Here is a 16944-nt window from a genome sequence, read left to right on the forward strand (position 1 = left end):
TGCCCCATCCAGGTCTGCTTAGTTGGCAACAATATTAACGAGTTTACCAGGTACAACGATGACTTTACGCACTGTCTTGTCTTCAAGAAAGCGCTGAACGTTTTCGTCATTCATAGCGGCTTTTTCCATGGCTGCTTTATCAGCGTCTGCAGACATTTCGATTTTAGCTCTTACCTTACCGTTTATTTGAGCCACGATTTGAATCGAGTCTTTGGTTAATGCTGATTCATCAACTTCAGGCCAAGGCGCATCGAGTACAACATCTTTATGGCCTAATGCATCCCATAGCTTATGACTAATATGAGGCACAATAGGCGAAAGAAGTAATGTTGCGGCTTCTAGTGCCTCTTGCAAAACTGCACGTCCTTGCTCGCTAGTGTCGTTGTATTTATTAACCTGATTCATTAACTCCATGACAGCGGCAATAGAGGTGTTGAAGGTTAGACGTCGGCTGATATCATCGCTGACTTTTGAAATGGTTTCATGGGTCTTGCGACGAAGTGCTTTTTGCCCGTCATTTAACTGGCCAACCTGTAGCGGTAGGGTTTCACCTAGTGCAGTGTGAGTATGAACGGCCTTCCACAAGCGCTTAAGGAAGCGGTGAGCGCCCTCAACAGCACTATCTGACCACTCAAGAGATTGTTCTGGCGGTGCCGCAAACATCATAAATAATCGTACGGTATCTGCTCCGTACTTATCGATGATCATTTGTGGGTCAATACCGTTGTTTTTCGACTTCGACATCTTGCCTGTGCCGGCATGAAGTACTGGTTCACCGTCAATGGTGCTTTTATATCCGGTAATTTTACCTTTTTCATCATGTTCGACTTCGACATCTTGTGGCGAAATCCATAGCTTGCCGCCATTCTCTTCATCACGGTAGTAGGTTTCAGCTAATACCATACCTTGGCACAACAAGCGTTTGAATGGCTCGTCTGAATTTACAAGACCGACATCACGTAATAGTTTGTGGAAGAAACGCGCATACAGCAAGTGAAGGATTGCGTGCTCAATACCGCCAATATACTGATCAACAGGTAACCAGTAATTTGCAGCATCGCTATCTAGCATGCCGTCTTGGTTGTTTGGGCTACAGTATCGTGCGTAGTACCACGATGACTCCATAAATGTATCAAATGTGTCTGTTTCTCGTAGAGCAGGTTGCCCATTGAAGGTTGTTTTAGCCCACTCAGGGTCGCTCTTAATAGGCGACTTAACACCGTCTAACACCACGTCTTCAGGAAGCTTTACAGGTAAGTCTTCTAATGGAACAGGTACTGCTGTGCCATCTTCTAGTGTCATCATCGGAATAGGTGTGCCCCAATAACGCTGACGAGACACGCCCCAATCTCTAAGGCGGTAGTTAACGGTTTTATGGCCTTTGCCTTCTGCTTCTAGGTGTTCGGCAATCTGTTCAAATGCTTCTTCAGAGGTTAACCCCGTAAATTTTCCTGACGAAACAAGAATGCCTTTTTCAGTGTAGGCACTTTCTTGAATATCAATCTCGGTGCCATCTTTAGGTGAGATAACCTGCTTGATCGGTAGACCGAAGGCTAGCGCGAATTCATGGTCGCGTTCATCATGGCCAGGGACTGACATAACTGCACCAGAACCGTATTCCATGAGTACAAAGTTGGCGACCCATACAGGTACGTCTTCACCTGTAATCGGGTGAACAACGGTAAGACCGGTTGCCATGCCTTTCTTTTCCATCGTGGCCATATCTGCTTCGGCCATTTTGGTGTTTTTACACTCGTTTAGGAAGTTTTGAAGTTCAACATTTTGACCTGCTTGCTGAAGGGCCAAAGGATGCTGTGCTGCTACTGCAACATAGGTAACACCCATTAATGTGTCGGGTCGAGTGGTGTAAACGGTAAGCTCTTCTTCGCTATCTTTAAGCGAAAAGCTTAACTCAACACCTTCTGAACGCCCGATCCAGTTACGCTGCATTGTTTTAACTTGCTCAGGCCACTCATCTAACTGGTCTAAATCATTGAGTAGCTCATCTGCGTAATCAGTAATCTTAATAAACCACTGAGGGATTTCTTTGCGTTCTACTAGGGCACCAGAGCGCCAGCCTCTGCCGTCAACCACTTGCTCGTTTGCGAGAACCGTCTGGTCGACCGGATCCCAGTTAACGGTGGCGTTTTTCTTGTAAACAAGGCCTTTTTCATAAAGCTTGGTGAAAAACCATTGTTCCCACTTGTAGTATTCTGGACGACAGGTGGCGAGTTCACGGTTCCAGTCATAGCCAAAACCTAATTGGTTAAGCTGGTTTTTCATGTATTCAATATTTTCGTAGGTCCACTTTGCAGGGGCTACTTTATTATTGATGGCTGCATTCTCTGCCGGAAGACCAAATGCATCCCAGCCCATAGGCTGCATGACATTTTTGCCTTGCATTCGCTGATAGCGTGAAATGACATCGCCAATGGTATAGTTACGAACATGCCCCATGTGGAGCTTTCCACTCGGGTATGGAAACATAGAGAGGCAGTAGTATTTCTCTTTGCTTTCATCTTCAACTACCTGGAAGCTTTTATTTTCTTCCCAGAAATTTCTAGCCTGCTCTTCGATTTGTTGAGGTTGGTATTGTTCTTCCATTGTTCCTGCTTTCGTTGTCATCAACTTACTATGCCATTTTATGCGGCTGCTACCGGTTTTCTTGGGCAGCCTGCTGAGAATTTATGCCTTGGGTCAAGTGCGGTTTTTTCAAAATATGCCAAACTTAATCCGAAGTATGTACTTTCTATGGCGTTTGGCACGTTATTAACCCATGTTGTTAAAACTGTCCAAACAAAAGGCGATATTCTAACCTACTAATAGACATACAGGTAGGGGGAAAAGGCGATGACTACACCAGAATTACCAAAACACTCAGAACAAGCGGCCACTGTTTATAACCGAATACTTGAACGCATAGATGATTCAATTGCAGACATTGAGGAGCGAACATGGGATACGCTAAAGCGTGAGATAGATGAAGCCGTTGAATTTGAATACGATGTGGCTGAACTTACGCGAGATGAGGTCGAGTTATTAGGCGCCTACATTAAACGAGACTTAAAAGATCTTTATCATCATGTTTCTGAAACAGGTGAGGGTCTTAAAGATTGGTTGAAGTTAGATTTGGAGTTAGTCGAAAAGAAAGTAAGAGATACGCTTCTATCAATCGCAGATAAGAGTGTGGTTGAGCAAAAAGCCCTAGAGCAAAAAATTAATCACCACCCAGGCGATTATATTAGCGGTGAGTTGGCTTGCGCTGGCATGTTGAGGTGTCTAGGTTGTGGCTATATGATGTGTCTTATTGATAACACGCATATTGAGGATTGCCACCAATGCGGCGGGCATTATTTTAGACGTGTAACCTCTCGTTGGCCGCGTGAGCCAGAAGCAGAGTCTTAAAGAGGCTATAAAACAGGCGTTCAATCGCTCCCTAAATCCACATTAGGATTTAGGGGGTAGGCTTTATACTCATACGACGAATAAGTAATATGAGTGCGCACAGCAGTAATAGGGGTGTTGAGCCTAAGTAGTTGAACGGTGTTCGGCCCCCCATTGCAAATACTTCCCCAGTTAATACTGTTCTGACGAATTGCGCTGACTGAGATTGAATTTTTCCATCTGGCGTTATGACTGCACTAATACCATTATTGGTAGACCTGACTAAGTATCTAGCATTTTCAAGCGCTCTCATTTGAGCCATCTCTAAATGTTGTAGCGGGCCAATAGAGTGACCAAACCAGCTATCGTTACTGATCGTGAGCAAGTAGTCTGAATTATTCGCGTTATCTGCAACAAAGTCGGGATAGACAATCTCATAGCAGATATAAGGGGTCACGTTATGGTGGGCTTCTTTTAGGGCTGGTTGATCTGAGCGCCCAGCGGAAAAACTCGACATGGGTAAATCAAAAAACTCAATAAGCCCGCGAAGCATGTCTTCAAGGGGTACATATTCGCCAAAGGGTACAAGGCGTTGTTTGTGATAAATGCCTTCTCCTTTTCCTATGCTAGCAATGCTATTGTGGATGGTAACGCGTCCTGTATCGGCGTTGTTTTCTCTGTATGGGATGCCCGTAATTAGAGTGGTGTCGCTCTCACTTGCTTGTGTTGAAATCGGCTCGATAATGAATTTTGCTTGATCATATAAGATCGGAATAGCTGTTTCGGGCCAAATAATCAGCGTTTTACCCCAGTGAGGGCTCGATAGCGTCTGATAAATTTCAATGGTTTTTAAGCGATACCCTCTAGACCATTTAAGTTCTTGTGGAATATTAGCTTGTACTGCTGCAATGGTGATGGGAGTGTTGTCTTTTACATAAGCCCATTTAATCGTGCTAGCGCCACTCCCTATCACCCAAAGTATCGCTGCAAAAACGATAAAGCTTGCAGGGAGTCTTTTTCGGGTAGCCTGGGGGGGCTGCTTAGGTTGAGGTCGGTGAATTTTAAGGTGTTGTCTAATAAAGGGGGATCGGTCAATAAAATACCAGATAGCGCTACCTGTTAGACAGCAGATAAAGGTAATGCCATGAACACCTAATATGCTAGCCCAGCCAGAAAGCGGTGTGTTGAGGTGTCCGTAACCGAGATAAAGCCAAGGAAATCCGGTTAAAAACCAACTTCTAAACCAATCACCTAGCACCCAGATTGCAGGAAATGTGAGTACAGACCAACGGTCTTGACCGTTGAATATTTTTCGAAAGAGCCAAAATGTGGCAGCGGGGAACAGTGCAATAGCCGCAACAAAAATAGTGGTTAATGCTATGGCCAGCGGTGCGGGTGCATTACCAAAGTTATGGATGCTGACATAAACCCAGGAAGCCCCAGAGCCGAATAGGCCTAAGCCAAATAGCCAGCCATAAAGTAAATTCTTTTTAGCTGAAGCCCCTTTCATTCCCATCATAATCAGGGTTATAGAGAGAATGCCTAGAGGCCACCAATTAAAGGGGCTTAAGCTTAGAGTTTGCATAACCCCTGCGATAGGGAGCAAAAGCCATTTGAGCTTTAGAATAAATGAAAAGTTCATAAATGGCTTCTATTAGGTCTGAGTGTTAAAGAAAAGGTATTTAATCGCTAGCGTATTTTTTGTGCTTGCAGCAGCCTGACGGATCGATTGTCAGCATTTAGGACGGTAAATTTAAAACCGCTAAACAAAACGCTTTCTCCGCGACGAGGCATACGGCCAAACTCTTGCAGGATTAAGCCGCCAATCGTATCAAAATTTTCTTCGCTGAGCTCAAGTTTGAAGAACTCGTTAAAGTCATCGATAGGGGTGATGGCTTTGATGATATATTCGCCTGAACCGCGTACTTTAATAAATGCTTCGTCGTCAATATCGTGTTCGTCTTCAATTTCACCCACAATTTGCTCTAAAACATCTTCGATGGTAACGAGCCCTGAAGTACCGCCGTATTCATCAACGACTATAGCCATATGATTACGGGTTTCTTTGAACTCTTTGAGTAACTGGTTGAGTCGCTTGCTTTCAGGGACAACCGTTGCAGGACGAATGATGTCGAGTAACGATTCTTTTTTTAGCTCGCCCTTAAATGCTAGCGGTAGCAGATCTTTTGCGAGCAAAATGCCGAGCACGTCATCGGGGGATTCACCGAGAACGGGAAAGCGAGAGTGAGCAGAGCTAATAATGTCATCTAAATAAGCTTCAGGTTCAGCAGACGCTTTAACTGTAACCATTTGGGAGCGGGGGATCATCACTTCACGAACCTGCATATCGATGACTTGCATAGCGCCTTCGATAATGTTCATAGCGTCCGTATCTATGACATTTTGCTTTTCTGCCGTTCGAAGTATCTCGGTGACGTCTTCGGTCGATTGAGGGTCGCCTGAGAAGGCTTTTGATATTTTTTCTAGCCAAGATTTGTTGTCTTGACCGCTTATCGAGTTGTCGTCGCTCATTAGCTTAATTCCTGATCCTGGTAAGGGGCAGGATAATCTAGCTCCATCATAATTTTAGTTTCAAGCCCTTCCATTACCAAGGCTTCCTCGTCTTCAATATGGTCGTATCCCTGGAGGTGTAAAACGCCATGTACAACCATGTGAGCCCAGTGGGCTATTGATTCTTTCTCTTGTTCTTTCGCTTCACGTTCTACGACCGGTGCGCAAATGACTAAGTCGCCTAACGGGATATCACCCAGTAAGTGTATATCGATTCCTGTGGGGGCTTCAAATGGAAAAGATAAAACATTTGTAGGGCTGTCTTTACCGCGATAAGTGTGGTTTAAATCTGTGCTTTCTTCAATATCGACGATTCGAATAGTGATCTCAGTCTCAATCTCTTTTGATTGGTGGGCTTTATTAGCCCACAAAGATAGTTGATCACTAGACGGTAATTGTTTGTTTTCAGTTTCAATCTGCAGATCAATATGAATGGTCATTATTTTTCGGCTTGATCCTTTTTATCGTCATGACGGTCATAGGCTTCAACGATACGCTGAACCAATGGGTGTCTCACTACATCTTTAGACGTAAAGTGCGTAAAACCGATCCCTTTTACACCCGCTAATACATTGCCTACATGCTTCAACCCAGACGCGGTGCCTCTAGGTAGGTCGATTTGAGTAATGTCACCGGTAATAACGGCGGTAGAGCCAAACCCTATACGCGTTAAGAACATTTTCATCTGCTCTCGTGTCGTGTTTTGGCTTTCATCCAGGATGATAAAAGAGCTATTCAGGGTTCGTCCTCGCATAAATGCCAGTGGCGCAATTTCAATAATGTTTTTATCGATAAGGCGTGTGACCTGATCAAACCCTAGCATTTCGTATAATGCGTCATACAGTGGACGTAAATAAGGGTCCACTTTTTGCGCTAAATCGCCCGGTAGAAAACCTAGCTTTTCACCTGCTTCAACGGCCGGTCGGACTAATAGTATTCGCTTAACTTCTTCATTCTTGAGCGCTTCAACGGCACAGGCAACCGCTAGATAGGTTTTACCCGTACCGGCTGGTCCAATGCCAAAGTTGATATCATTTGTTTTGATATTTCGCACGTAGTCGAGTTGGTTTTCACCTCGAACCTTTATTTGAACCTTTGAGGCCTTGATGATTTGATAGGCTTCGTAGATTGAACTAACGGGTTCTGAGTGGTCTAGCCCAGACTCTCTTATAAATAAATGTATTAGCTCAGGGTCAAGTGTCGCGCCCGCATCAGTCTCTCGGTATAAGTGTTTGAGAATCTCAATAGATGCCTGTATCGACTTACTGTCGCCGGTAAGCTTGAAGAGGTTTCCGCGGTAGTTAATCGCTACGCCCATTCTGCGTTCAATTTGCTTGAGATTTTCATCAAACTGACCGCACAAGGCGGCCAATCGGTGGTTATCGCTAGGCTCTAAATGAAACTGCTTGGAATCTGTAGTCGCTATGATGGTATTTACCTGCTGCAACGAGGGGGAGGTCATATCAATATTTTACTTCATCGATCCGACGACCGCGAAGTGAGTTTGGCAGTGCTTCAAATATTTCAACATCTACAAAGTGCCCGATAATGCTTGCGTCGTCGGCTTTAAAGTTAACGACACGGTTGTTCTCGGTTCGGCCTTGTAGTTCGCCCGGGTCTCTTTTCGAATAACCGGTCACTAAAATTCGTTGAGTGGTGTTGACCATTTTTCGACTGATATCTTGAGCGTGTTGGAGTATTCGTTGTTGCAGAATAGATAAACGCTCTTTTTTGATTTCTTCCGATATGTCGTCTGGTAAGTCTGAAGCTGGCGTGCCAGGTCTTGCGCTGTAAATAAAGCTAAACGAGTGGTCGAAGCCTATTTCTTGAATGAGCTTCATGGTGTCTGCAAAGTCTTGGTCTGACTCGCCAGGGAAACCAATAATAAAATCAGATGAAATACTCATGCCGGGTCTGATCTTACGGAGTCTTCTGATTTTTGATTTATATTCGAGCACCATGTGGCCACGCTTCATTGCTGCAAGAATACGATCTGAACCGCTTTGCACAGGCAGGTGAAGATGGCTAACCAACTCGGGTACCTCAGCGTAGACATCAATTAAACTGTCTGAAAACTCAACTGGGTGAGAGGTGGTAAAGCGAATGCGATCAATGCCTTCAATGGCTGCGACATAAGTAATTAGTTCTGCAAGATCAATGGTATCGCCATCGTGAGTATCCCCGCGATAAGCATTAACGTTTTGACCGAGTAAGTTTACTTCTCGTACGCCTTGTGATGCTAGGTGAACAACTTCAGCGATTACATCATCTACCGGACGACTGACTTCTTCGCCACGGGTATAGGGGACTACGCAAAACGTACAGTATTTGCTGCAACCTTCCATGATGGAGACAAACGCAGAAGGCCCATCGGCTTCAGGTTCTGGAAGACGGTCGAACTTTTCTATTTCTGGGAAGCTAATATCAACAATGCCCACGCCACCTTTTTCAGAGGCGTCGATCATTTCAGGTAAACGGTGAAGTGTCTGGGGCCCAAACACCATGTCGACATAAGGTGCTCGGCCCATTATGGCTTCACCTTCTTGACTGGCAACACAGCCGCCAACCCCAATTTTAAGATCGGGCTTGGCATCTTTGAGCTTTTTCCAGCGACCTAACTGATGAAATACTTTCTCTTGGGCTTTTTCCCGAATAGAGCAAGTGTTCAGCAGCAATATATCCGCATCATCAGCATTGTCGGTTAAAACAACCTCGTGGCTATCTTGAAGCAAATCTGCCATGCGTGACGAATCATACTCGTTCATCTGACAGCCGTGGGTTTTGATAAATAACTTCTTAGTCGCCATTTTACCTTACTACTAAATTAAGATGATTATGGCGGCATTATACCCTGTGATTTTGTAAATTTCGAACAATCTAGGAGGTCATTTATTATTTTAAAAAAAATGATATTTATCAATGGGTTATTGTGAGTGGTTTTGAGGGGCTATTATTCGCTAGAGAACACATTAATCTGCGCTTGTTGATGTGTTATGATGGCCGCCTATCTTGTGTATTACCTTCTTAAAATCAGGTTTCAACTTAATGGCAGCAAAAAAAGTCTACAAAGTTATTTTTTATAACAACGAAGAAGTATTTGAAATATATGCAACGCATGTTTTTCCGAGTGAAATGTATGGGTTTGTTGAAGTAGAGCAGTTATTGTTTGGCGAGCGGTCTCAATTATTGGTTGACCCGAGCGAAGAGAAACTAAAAAACGAGTTTAGTGGGGTGAGTAGAACCTATATCCCTATGAATGCGATTGTACGGATTGATGAAGTAGAACAAGAAGGTATCGCAAAAGTCACCTCAGTAGGTAGCTCCGTTGCTGCATTTCCAAGAGCACCAGGAAAGCCTGATTAATCGAACGTGGTTTTTTTGTTATGACGCCAGAACGCTATGCCCGACTGCGTGAAACACTTGATCGTCGGCAACCCGATTTAACACTCATTACCGAACAAATTCATAAGCCTCGAAATATCGCCGCATTGGTCAGAACGGCTGATGCTGTGGGTATTCATCAAGTGCATATGGTGTGGCCTTGGGATAAACACCGGCATTACAGCGGCACCGCTATGGGTAGCGATCGCTGGGTTAATGTGAATCGACATGAATCTATGCCAGTGGCTATTTCTCAACTGAAAAAGAGCGGCTATAAAGTTTATGCAGCTCACTTCTCTGAAAAAGCGGTTGATTATCGTGAAGTTGATTACAGCGGGCCTTGCGCGTTGGTGTTAGGAAACGAGAAACAAGGCATCTCTGCAGAGACGGCAGAGCAGGTTGATGAGCATGTAGTGGTCCCGATGATGGGGATGGTTGAGTCATTTAATGTATCCGTTGCTGCGGCCATTATATTGGCCGAAGCCCAGCGTCAACGTGCGTTGTTGGGGATGTATGATAAGGTTCGTTTAGGTGACGAAGAGTATTGGCAAACGCTTTTTCGTTGGGCGCACCCGACGGTGGCGGACTACTGTCATAAGAATGAACTGCCTTACCCTCCGATCTCTCAAGACGATGGTGAAATAATAGATCCATCTGCTTGGTATGCGCGGGTTAGAAAAACGCTTTAAAGCGCAGCCTAAAACCCCGCACTCAATCGCAGTCGTAAGTAAAGGCGTCGCATGGTCGCAACCCGTTAACGAGGTATTGCGACCTCTTTAATAAAATAGTCTTTAAGAAAGTCGATGAGTAGGCGTAATTTTTTAGAGCCTGCACTGCCAGGCGGAAAAACGCCATAAATATCGATATTGCTCAGTTGATAATCTTCAAGAATCTGCTCTAACGTCCCAGCTTTAATTTTTGGCCATGCATCATAGATTGGGATGCGTCCTAGGCCATGTCCCCCCTCTATAAAGGCCGTTCGAGCGGCTGCATTATTGGTTCTAATGCTACCTTTTACCTTGACGCTATACGAACGACTGCCTTTATTTAGCGCAATAATGTCTGAGGTTAATTTGTAAATGACCCAACTATGTTGCTCTAACTCGGCAGGGGCTGTTGGTCGGCCGTGCTTTTTAAAATACTCAGGTGATCCACATAAACACATAGGCAACGAGGATAGCTTGCTGGCCTGTAGTCCCGAGTCAGGCAAGGGGGCTCCACGAATGGCTAGGTCTATCCCTTCTTGCATGATGTTAACCACTTCATCTGTCAACATGATGTCTAGTTCAATTTTAGGGTAGAGACAACGAAATCTATTGAGCGCGGGCACCACCATCTGTAGGCCGACATTCACCGGGCAGGTGATTTTTAGTAAGCCTTCTGGTTCGTTTTTAAGATTCTCCATTTTCTGGTTTGCTATGGCCGCTTGTTCAGCAATGATACGGCATGATTGATAGTACTCAGTGCCTGCTTCGGTAAGCGCGATGGAGCGAGTAGAGCGGTTGAGTAGCTTAACCCCCAGTTGGGATTCTAGCTTTTTAATATGGTAACTGATGACCGCACGCGATAAGCCCACATGTTTGGCGGCCGCCGTGAGGTTGCCCTGTTCAACGACTTGAGCAAATATCACCATGCTTTTAAGTTGTTCGAAAGATAAATTCATGCAGTATTGTATCAATTATTAAACCAGTGAAGTTTAGTTTATCCATATTGTTCGAGTTTAGCTATAGGCATACACTAAACTTCATTGAAGCAGGTCAAAATAGTAAATCGTCGTAATAGATAGACGACGTTACTCAAGCCACGACAGAAGAGAATTTAATATGAATGATTTAAAGGCAAAAAAAGTATTAATGGTCATTACCTCTCACGGGGCGCTAGGCAATACAGGAGAGAAAACCGGGTTTTGGGTAGAAGAGTTTGCTGCGCCTTATTACGCGTTTGTAGGTGCTGGGGTTCAGGTCACGCTAGCTTCACCTGCTGGTGGGCAGCCTCCCGTTGACCCTAAGAGTGAATTAGCAGATTTTCAAACACCTTCAACTCACCGCTTTGACGCAGATACCGAAGCGCAAGCGCAGGTGGCTAATACTGCAAAGTTGGCTGATGTAAAAGCAGAAGACTATGACGCTGTCTTTTACCCCGGTGGTCATGGGCCGTTATGGGATTTAACAGACAATGCTGACTCTATTTCATTAATTGAAGATTTTTTAGCGGCAAACAAGCCAGTGGCAGCGGTTTGTCATGCAACAGCGGCATTTTTAAATGTAAAATATGCAGCAGGCGAGTACGCGGTTAAAGGTAAGGCGGTAACAGGGTTTACTAATAGTGAAGAAGAGGCGGTTCAATTGACCGATGTGGTGCCTTTCTTGTTAGAAGATGAGCTTATTAAACGCGGTGGCGACTATAAAAAGGTAGCCGATTGGAACGCTTTTGCCGTTCAAGATGGTTTATTAATAAGTGGTCAAAACCCCGCCAGCTCTGAACTGGCCGCCGAAAAATTATTAGCTGCTCTTGCTTCTTAAAGTTAGCATCAAAACAGGATAACTATCATGACAATCTCTAGTCAGCAAAATAATCAAGTTAATCGCCAATGGCTATTAGCCTCGCGCCCAGTAGGGGCGCCTAAGCTCAGCAATTTTAATTTTGTAGAAAGTGAGAAACCTAGCCCAAAGCAGGGTGAGGTGTTGCTCCGCACTGTTTATTTGTCGCTTGACCCTTATATGCGCGGGCGTATGAATGATGCTAAATCATATGCAGAACCTGTCGCGATAGATGAGGTGATGGTGGGTGGTTCGGTATGTCGTGTGGAGGAATCTAATCACCCAGACTTTGAAGTCGGTGAGTGGGTTGTTGCCTATAATGGCTGGCAGGATTACTCCGTGTCTGAGGGTGTTGATTTATTAAAGTTAGGTAAAAATCCTTCGCAGCCTTCATATGCCTTAGGTGTGATGGGTATGCCTGGTTTAACGGCGTACATGGGGTTGTTAGATATTGGTCAACCTAAAGCGGGTGAAACGGTTGTTGTAGCCGCCGCCACTGGCGCTGTTGGTAGTTTGGTTGGGCAAATTGCTAAATTAAAAGGCTGTAAAGTTGTCGGTATTGCGGGTGGCGAAGAAAAATGTCGCTCAGCGGTAGAAGCGTTAGGGTTTGATGCGTGTGTTGACCATAAAGCCCCTGATTTAGCCGGACAATTAGCCAAAGCCTGTGATGCGGGTATCGATGTGTATTTTGAAAACGTTGGTGGCAAAGTATTTGATGCGGTTTTGCCGTTATTAAACTCATGTGCCCGCGTTCCGCTTTGTGGTTTGATTTCACAATACAATGCTACTGATCTGCCTGAAGGCCCTGATCGGTTGTCCATGCTAATGGGGACCTTGCTCGTTAAGCGTATTAAGATGCAAGGGTTCATCGTATTTGATGATTATGGCCATCGCTATAATGAATTTAGCCAAGAGATGATGCAGTGGTTACAAGCTGGGAAGATTAGCTACCGAGAGCATTTAGTTGACGGTTTAGATAATGCGGTCGATGCGTTTATTGGTTTATTAGACGGTAAAAACTTCGGTAAGTTGGTCGTTAGAGTCGGCTCTGACGAAGGTTAGCATTCGCTATTATTTAACTCAGAGGGACGGACTATGTTAACGGTACACCATTTAAATCAATCACGTTCAAAGCGGGTATTATGGCTGTTAGAAGAGCTCGATATGCCCTATACCCGCATTGACCACCAGCGAGATGCTGAAACACATCTTGCCCCGGAAAGCTTAAAAAAGGTTCACCCCTTAGGTAAAGCGCCGGTCATGGTTGATGGCGATATAACCCTATGTGAATCCAGTGCGGTGATGGAATACATCATTGATCAGGATGAACTCAAGCGCTTAAAACCAGCTCAGGGGAGTGCAGCGTATTACCAATATCTTGAGTGGTCGCACTTTGCGGAAGGCTCTCTGGGCTTGCCTGTTATCACCAAGCTATTTATGAACATGGAAGGGCGCGATGGTCGGCAACCTATGGATGGCTATATCGCAAAAGAAATTGCGGTGGACTTTTCTTATATAGAGTCAACACTTAGTCAACGAGCGTATTTCGCAGGGGATGATTTTACGGCCGCCGACATTATGATGACCGTTATTTTAGAAATCGCGGCCAATGGAGGTTTACTGGAGGGCAGAGAAAATACGCGGGCTTATTTAGCTAAAATACAGCAACGACCGGCCTATCAAAAAGCGGCGAGCTTGGGGTAGCCCATAAGCTATATCTTAGCTCAAAAGTTATATCTTAGCTGCTAAATGATTACTGTCGGTAAATGGTTTCAATCAGGTGAAAACCGAACTGTGTTTTCACCGGGCCATGAACCTGTAATATTTTTTTCTTAAATACGACATTATCAAAAGCCTTTACCATTTGGCCTGGGCGAAACTCACCCAGGTCGCCACCTCGTTTACCCGATTTACATTCAGAGTGCTTTTTTGCAAGCTTGCCAAAGTCTTCGCCTTTGGCAATTTTTTGCTTTAATCTCTCGGCATCTTCTTTCGTTTTAACCAAGATGTGTCTAGCGCATGCAACCGGCATTACAGAAGCCTTGCCTTAAATTTACGGCCTTTGATTTTACCGCTCAATATACGCTCTAGCGATTTCTTTGCTTGCTCTCTTTCAATCGCTACATAGGCTGAAAAATCGGTCACATCTATTTTTCCGACACTTTTTCCTGGAATACCTGCTTCACCTGTGAGTGCGCCAAGAATATCGCCTGGTCTGACTTTCTGTTTACGCCCGCCAAAGATACAAAGCGTCGTCATTTGAGGTGGAGGTAAAAGGTTGTCGCCACTGTTATCTGACTTTTTCATTTCGCCATATTTAATAGGCTGCTGCTGACCATTCTCGATGGCTTCTAGCTTGTACTTTTCTGAGTCTGAGTACAGGCTTAGAGCAAGACCTTTTTTACCCGCCCGTCCAGTTCGCCCGATACGGTGGGTGTAAATATCGTTGTCTCTTGAAAGATCGTAGTTAATGACCGCTTGCAAGTCATCGATATCAAGGCCTCGTGCTGCCACGTCGGTTGCCACCAATATAGAAACACTTTGATTTGAAAAACGAATCAATACTTCGTCACGATCTCGCTGTTCTAAATCGCCGTGAAGCGATAGCGCGCTCAATCCGCTATCAATTAGGTAGTCGGTGAGGTCTTGGCAGGCTTGTTTTGTGTTGCAAAAAATAACCGCTGAGTTTGGCTGGTGTGCTAATAACAGTTGGTAAGTGGCATCGTTTTTCTGGTTTCTAGACACCTGATAAAAAATTTGCTCGATCTGGCTATGGCTATGCACTGACTCAACGGTAATCTCGACAGGATCTTTCTGAAAGTCACTGCTGAGTTGTTGGATTTTTTCAGGATAGGTGGCTGAAAAAAGCAAGGTTTGTCGTTCTGAAGGGGTCTGTTCAATAATGGTTTCAATATCGTCATAAAAGCCCATATCGAGCATTCTATCGGCTTCATCTAATACAACCGTATGTACGCTATCTAATACCAGAGTCCCTTTTCGTAGATGGTCTTTAATTCGACCCGGTGTACCGACAACGATGTGTGCACCATGCTCTAGTGACCCTATTTGAGGGCCAATAGGTTGTCCACCACAAAGAGTGACGACTTTAATATTTTGCTGATAACGCGCTAGACGACGAATTTCTTTAGCAACCTGAGAACTAAGCTCACGAGTAGGGCAAAGAATGAGTGCCTGAACACCAAAAAATCGAATGTTGAGCTTATTTAGAATAGGTAACGAAAAAGCCGCCGTCTTGCCGCTGCCGGTTTTGGCTTTAGCAATTAAATCATGACCCTTGAATGCCAATGGAATGCTTTGCTCTTGTATCGCCGTCATGGCGGTATAGCCAAGCGAATTTAAGTTATCGATGGCGGCTTGAGGCAGATTAAGGCTTGAAAAATCTTGGGTATTCAAAGGTGTTGTCACAAGTGTCTCTTTTTGGCGTATGGCTGTGGCCGATGATTATACCAGAGTCGGCTAAAACAAAAGGTAAAAAATAGAAAAATTACGACGTTTACTTAGGGCATGTGAGTAGGAGGTATATTATAGGTTGTTTCCCTTATTATTTTTTTTTCATTAGCTCGTTATAGTGTTTTGTTAGATTTGATATTTGGAGAGCGCAATGCTCAAAATAAAAAACATACTTCTGTTGGCATTGCCGCTCGTTGTGGCTCAGCTCGCACAAGCATCTATGGGCTTTATTGATACCATTCTTATGGGAATGCTCGGTGTCGAGATGTTGGCGGGTGGTGGTCTGGGGGCCGCAATATTTAGTTTTTGCTTTATCGTGTGTACCGGCGTGTTAGTCGCTTCTTCTAATATTATAGCTTACGCCGTAGGGAAGGATGACCACGGAGAGATACATCAAGCCTTACTATCATCAATGGTTATTGCCGTGGCGTTGGCGGTGCTTTGTGGTGTTGGCCTTTGGCATGTTGGAGGGCTGTTGGGGTATGTTGGCCAAAGCGAAAGCAGTATTGAAAATGCCGAGATTTATTTACGCTCTGTAGTCTGGGCACTGTTACCTGGGCTTGGCTTTATGGCGCTCAGAAACTTTGCGTTAGGGATGGGGCGAACGGGGTCAATTCTTAAAATCACGTTAGCCGCCGCCATATGCAACTTTCCGATCAGTTACGCACTGATGAAAGGGCTTTGGATCTTACCTGAGTTAGGGTTAAGGGGGATCGGTTACGGAACTGTCATTGTATCGTTTTTAATGTTCTTCGCGTTTGTGTGGGATATTTATAGATTACCTGCTTTAAAACCCTATCCATTTTGGTCGGGCTGGGGCCTTTTCAAACTGCACTCAGTACTGGCGACGCTTCGTTTAGGTATTCCTATGGCTATTGCTTATGCGATGGAGGCTGGCTTGTTTACTGCTGCTGCCATTTTGGTCGGGATTATAGGTGAAATCGAGTTAGCAGCGCATCAAATTGCCCTTCAATGTATCACCTTGTCGTTTATGATACCGGTCGGGTTATCTCAGGCTGTTTCCGTATTGGTCGGGCGTAGTTATGGTGCTAATAAACTAGATGATGTTGGTGGTTATGCCGCTACTGGGGTACTGGTAGGATTCGTCGGAAGCTCGATTGCGGCTTTTGTGTTTTGGTTTTTCCCCGAAGTGATCGTAAACCTGTTTACCCAAGCAAAAGATACACAAGAGATTGCCAGTGTTCAGCAGGTAGGCATTCAACTGTTATGGGTCGCCGCGTTGTTTCAACTGGTTGATGGTGTACAGGTCATTACCATGGGGTCCTTAAGAGGGATGAAGCTCGCATTAGCCCCTACGCTTATTACCATTTTAGGTTATTGGGGGATAGGCTTTCCAAGTGCTTACTTCTTAATGGATTATTGGGGCGTTCAAGGTGTTTGGGGAGGGCTTGGTATCGGTTTAGGTGTGACGGCCATTATGTTGGTGGCACTCTTTATTTATCATCTTAATAATTTAAAAAAGAGGCAGGCGTTAGTGTTGAGTTAATGTCGTGCTGAAGTAGTTCTTTTTTCCTTTTATCAATTCTGGCCAATTCTGTGCATAGTACCCTCTATAACTCAATTTTAGTGTTTATAG

Annotated in this window: 15 protein-coding genes and 1 pseudogene; 7 read left to right on the plus strand and 9 right to left on the minus strand. The window is 44.6% G+C overall.

Annotation, left to right across the window (positions count from 1 at the left end):
• Positions 1 to 18 precede the first annotated feature (18 nt).
• Positions 19 to 2604 (minus strand): leucine--tRNA ligase, encoded by a 2586-nt coding sequence (gene leuS / locus NKI27_RS04940; RefSeq protein WP_265049471.1) that lies wholly within the window; start codon positions 2602 to 2604, stop codon positions 19 to 21.
• Between the two features lie 246 nt (positions 2605 to 2850).
• On the opposite strand from leuS, the gene NKI27_RS04945 reads away from it, so the two are divergent.
• On the plus strand, positions 2851 to 3405 hold the full coding sequence (locus tag NKI27_RS04945) for a zinc ribbon-containing protein (protein WP_265048579.1): 555 nt from the start codon (positions 2851 to 2853) through the stop codon (positions 3403 to 3405).
• A gap of 49 nt (positions 3406 to 3454) precedes the next feature.
• On the opposite strand, the gene lnt is transcribed toward NKI27_RS04945, so the two are convergent.
• The 5 genes and pseudogenes from lnt to miaB all read right to left on the minus strand — a co-directional run.
• Complete coding sequence (gene lnt, locus NKI27_RS04950; protein WP_265048580.1) at positions 3455 to 5026, minus strand: apolipoprotein N-acyltransferase; 1572 nt, start codon at positions 5024 to 5026, stop codon at positions 3455 to 3457.
• 47 nt (positions 5027 to 5073) lie between these two features.
• A complete protein-coding gene (locus NKI27_RS04955; RefSeq protein ID WP_265048581.1) occupies positions 5074 to 5916 on the minus strand; it encodes an HlyC/CorC family transporter in 843 nt (280 codons plus the stop codon).
• Entirely contained in the window at positions 5916 to 6395 is a 480-nt protein-coding gene (gene ybeY / locus NKI27_RS04960) for an rRNA maturation RNase YbeY (RefSeq protein ID WP_265048582.1), read from the minus strand. The genes NKI27_RS04955 and ybeY overlap by 1 nt, the downstream gene beginning before the upstream one ends.
• Positions 6395 to 7417, minus strand: coding sequence for a PhoH family protein (locus tag NKI27_RS04965; protein ID WP_265048583.1), 1023 nt, complete (start codon positions 7415 to 7417; stop codon positions 6395 to 6397). The genes ybeY and NKI27_RS04965 overlap by 1 nt, the downstream gene beginning before the upstream one ends.
• A gap of 28 nt (positions 7418 to 7445) precedes the next feature.
• Positions 7446 to 8762, minus strand: a pseudogene (miaB, locus tag NKI27_RS04970) (tRNA (N6-isopentenyl adenosine(37)-C2)-methylthiotransferase MiaB); the annotation flags it as partial.
• Positions 8763 to 9000: 238 nt separating this feature from the next.
• On the opposite strand from miaB, the gene NKI27_RS04975 reads away from it, so the two are divergent.
• Positions 9001 to 9318: a DUF1820 family protein gene (locus NKI27_RS04975; protein ID WP_265048584.1), complete on the plus strand. Its 318-nt coding sequence runs from the start codon at positions 9001 to 9003 to the stop codon at positions 9316 to 9318.
• Positions 9319 to 9338: 20 nt separating this feature from the next.
• Entirely contained in the window at positions 9339 to 10025 is a 687-nt protein-coding gene (gene trmH / locus NKI27_RS04980) for a tRNA (guanosine(18)-2'-O)-methyltransferase TrmH (RefSeq protein WP_265048585.1), read from the plus strand.
• A gap of 65 nt (positions 10026 to 10090) precedes the next feature.
• Here the strand turns inward: trmH and NKI27_RS04985 are convergent, their stop codons facing one another.
• Positions 10091 to 10999: a LysR family transcriptional regulator gene (locus NKI27_RS04985; RefSeq protein ID WP_265048586.1), complete on the minus strand. Its 909-nt coding sequence runs from the start codon at positions 10997 to 10999 to the stop codon at positions 10091 to 10093.
• 160 nt (positions 11000 to 11159) lie between these two features.
• On the opposite strand from NKI27_RS04985, the gene NKI27_RS04990 reads away from it, so the two are divergent.
• Genes NKI27_RS04990 through NKI27_RS05000 form a run of 3 tightly spaced genes read left to right on the plus strand, consistent with a single transcriptional unit; the run spans position 11160 to position 13580 of the window.
• Positions 11160 to 11858, plus strand: coding sequence for a type 1 glutamine amidotransferase domain-containing protein (locus tag NKI27_RS04990; RefSeq protein WP_265048587.1), 699 nt, complete (start codon positions 11160 to 11162; stop codon positions 11856 to 11858).
• Positions 11859 to 11885: 27 nt separating this feature from the next.
• On the plus strand, positions 11886 to 12938 hold the full coding sequence (locus NKI27_RS04995) for an NADP-dependent oxidoreductase (RefSeq protein WP_265048588.1): 1053 nt from the start codon (positions 11886 to 11888) through the stop codon (positions 12936 to 12938).
• A 33-nt stretch (positions 12939 to 12971) separates the two neighbouring features.
• Positions 12972 to 13580 (plus strand): glutathione S-transferase family protein, encoded by a 609-nt coding sequence (locus NKI27_RS05000; protein ID WP_265048589.1) that lies wholly within the window; start codon positions 12972 to 12974, stop codon positions 13578 to 13580.
• Between the two features lie 49 nt (positions 13581 to 13629).
• Here NKI27_RS05000 and NKI27_RS05005 read toward each other — a convergent pair whose 3' ends face one another.
• Both NKI27_RS05005 and dbpA read right to left on the minus strand, forming a co-directional pair.
• Positions 13630 to 13908 (minus strand): peptidylprolyl isomerase, encoded by a 279-nt coding sequence (locus tag NKI27_RS05005; protein WP_265048590.1) that lies wholly within the window; start codon positions 13906 to 13908, stop codon positions 13630 to 13632.
• Positions 13908 to 15290 carry an ATP-dependent RNA helicase DbpA gene (gene dbpA / locus NKI27_RS05010; RefSeq protein WP_265049472.1) on the minus strand — a complete coding sequence of 461 codons (1383 nt, stop codon included), beginning with the start codon at positions 15288 to 15290 and terminating at the stop codon, positions 13908 to 13910. Before dbpA ends, NKI27_RS05005 begins: the two co-directional genes overlap by 1 nt.
• 208 nt (positions 15291 to 15498) lie before the next feature.
• Here dbpA and NKI27_RS05015 point away from each other — a divergent pair, with 208 nt between their 5' ends.
• Entirely contained in the window at positions 15499 to 16854 is a 1356-nt protein-coding gene (locus NKI27_RS05015) for an MATE family efflux transporter (RefSeq protein ID WP_265048591.1), read from the plus strand.
• The last annotated feature ends 90 nt before the right edge of the window (positions 16855 to 16944 follow it).

Source organism: Alkalimarinus alittae, assembly GCF_026016465.1.
Lineage (GTDB): Bacteria > Pseudomonadota > Gammaproteobacteria > Pseudomonadales > Oleiphilaceae > Alkalimarinus > Alkalimarinus alittae.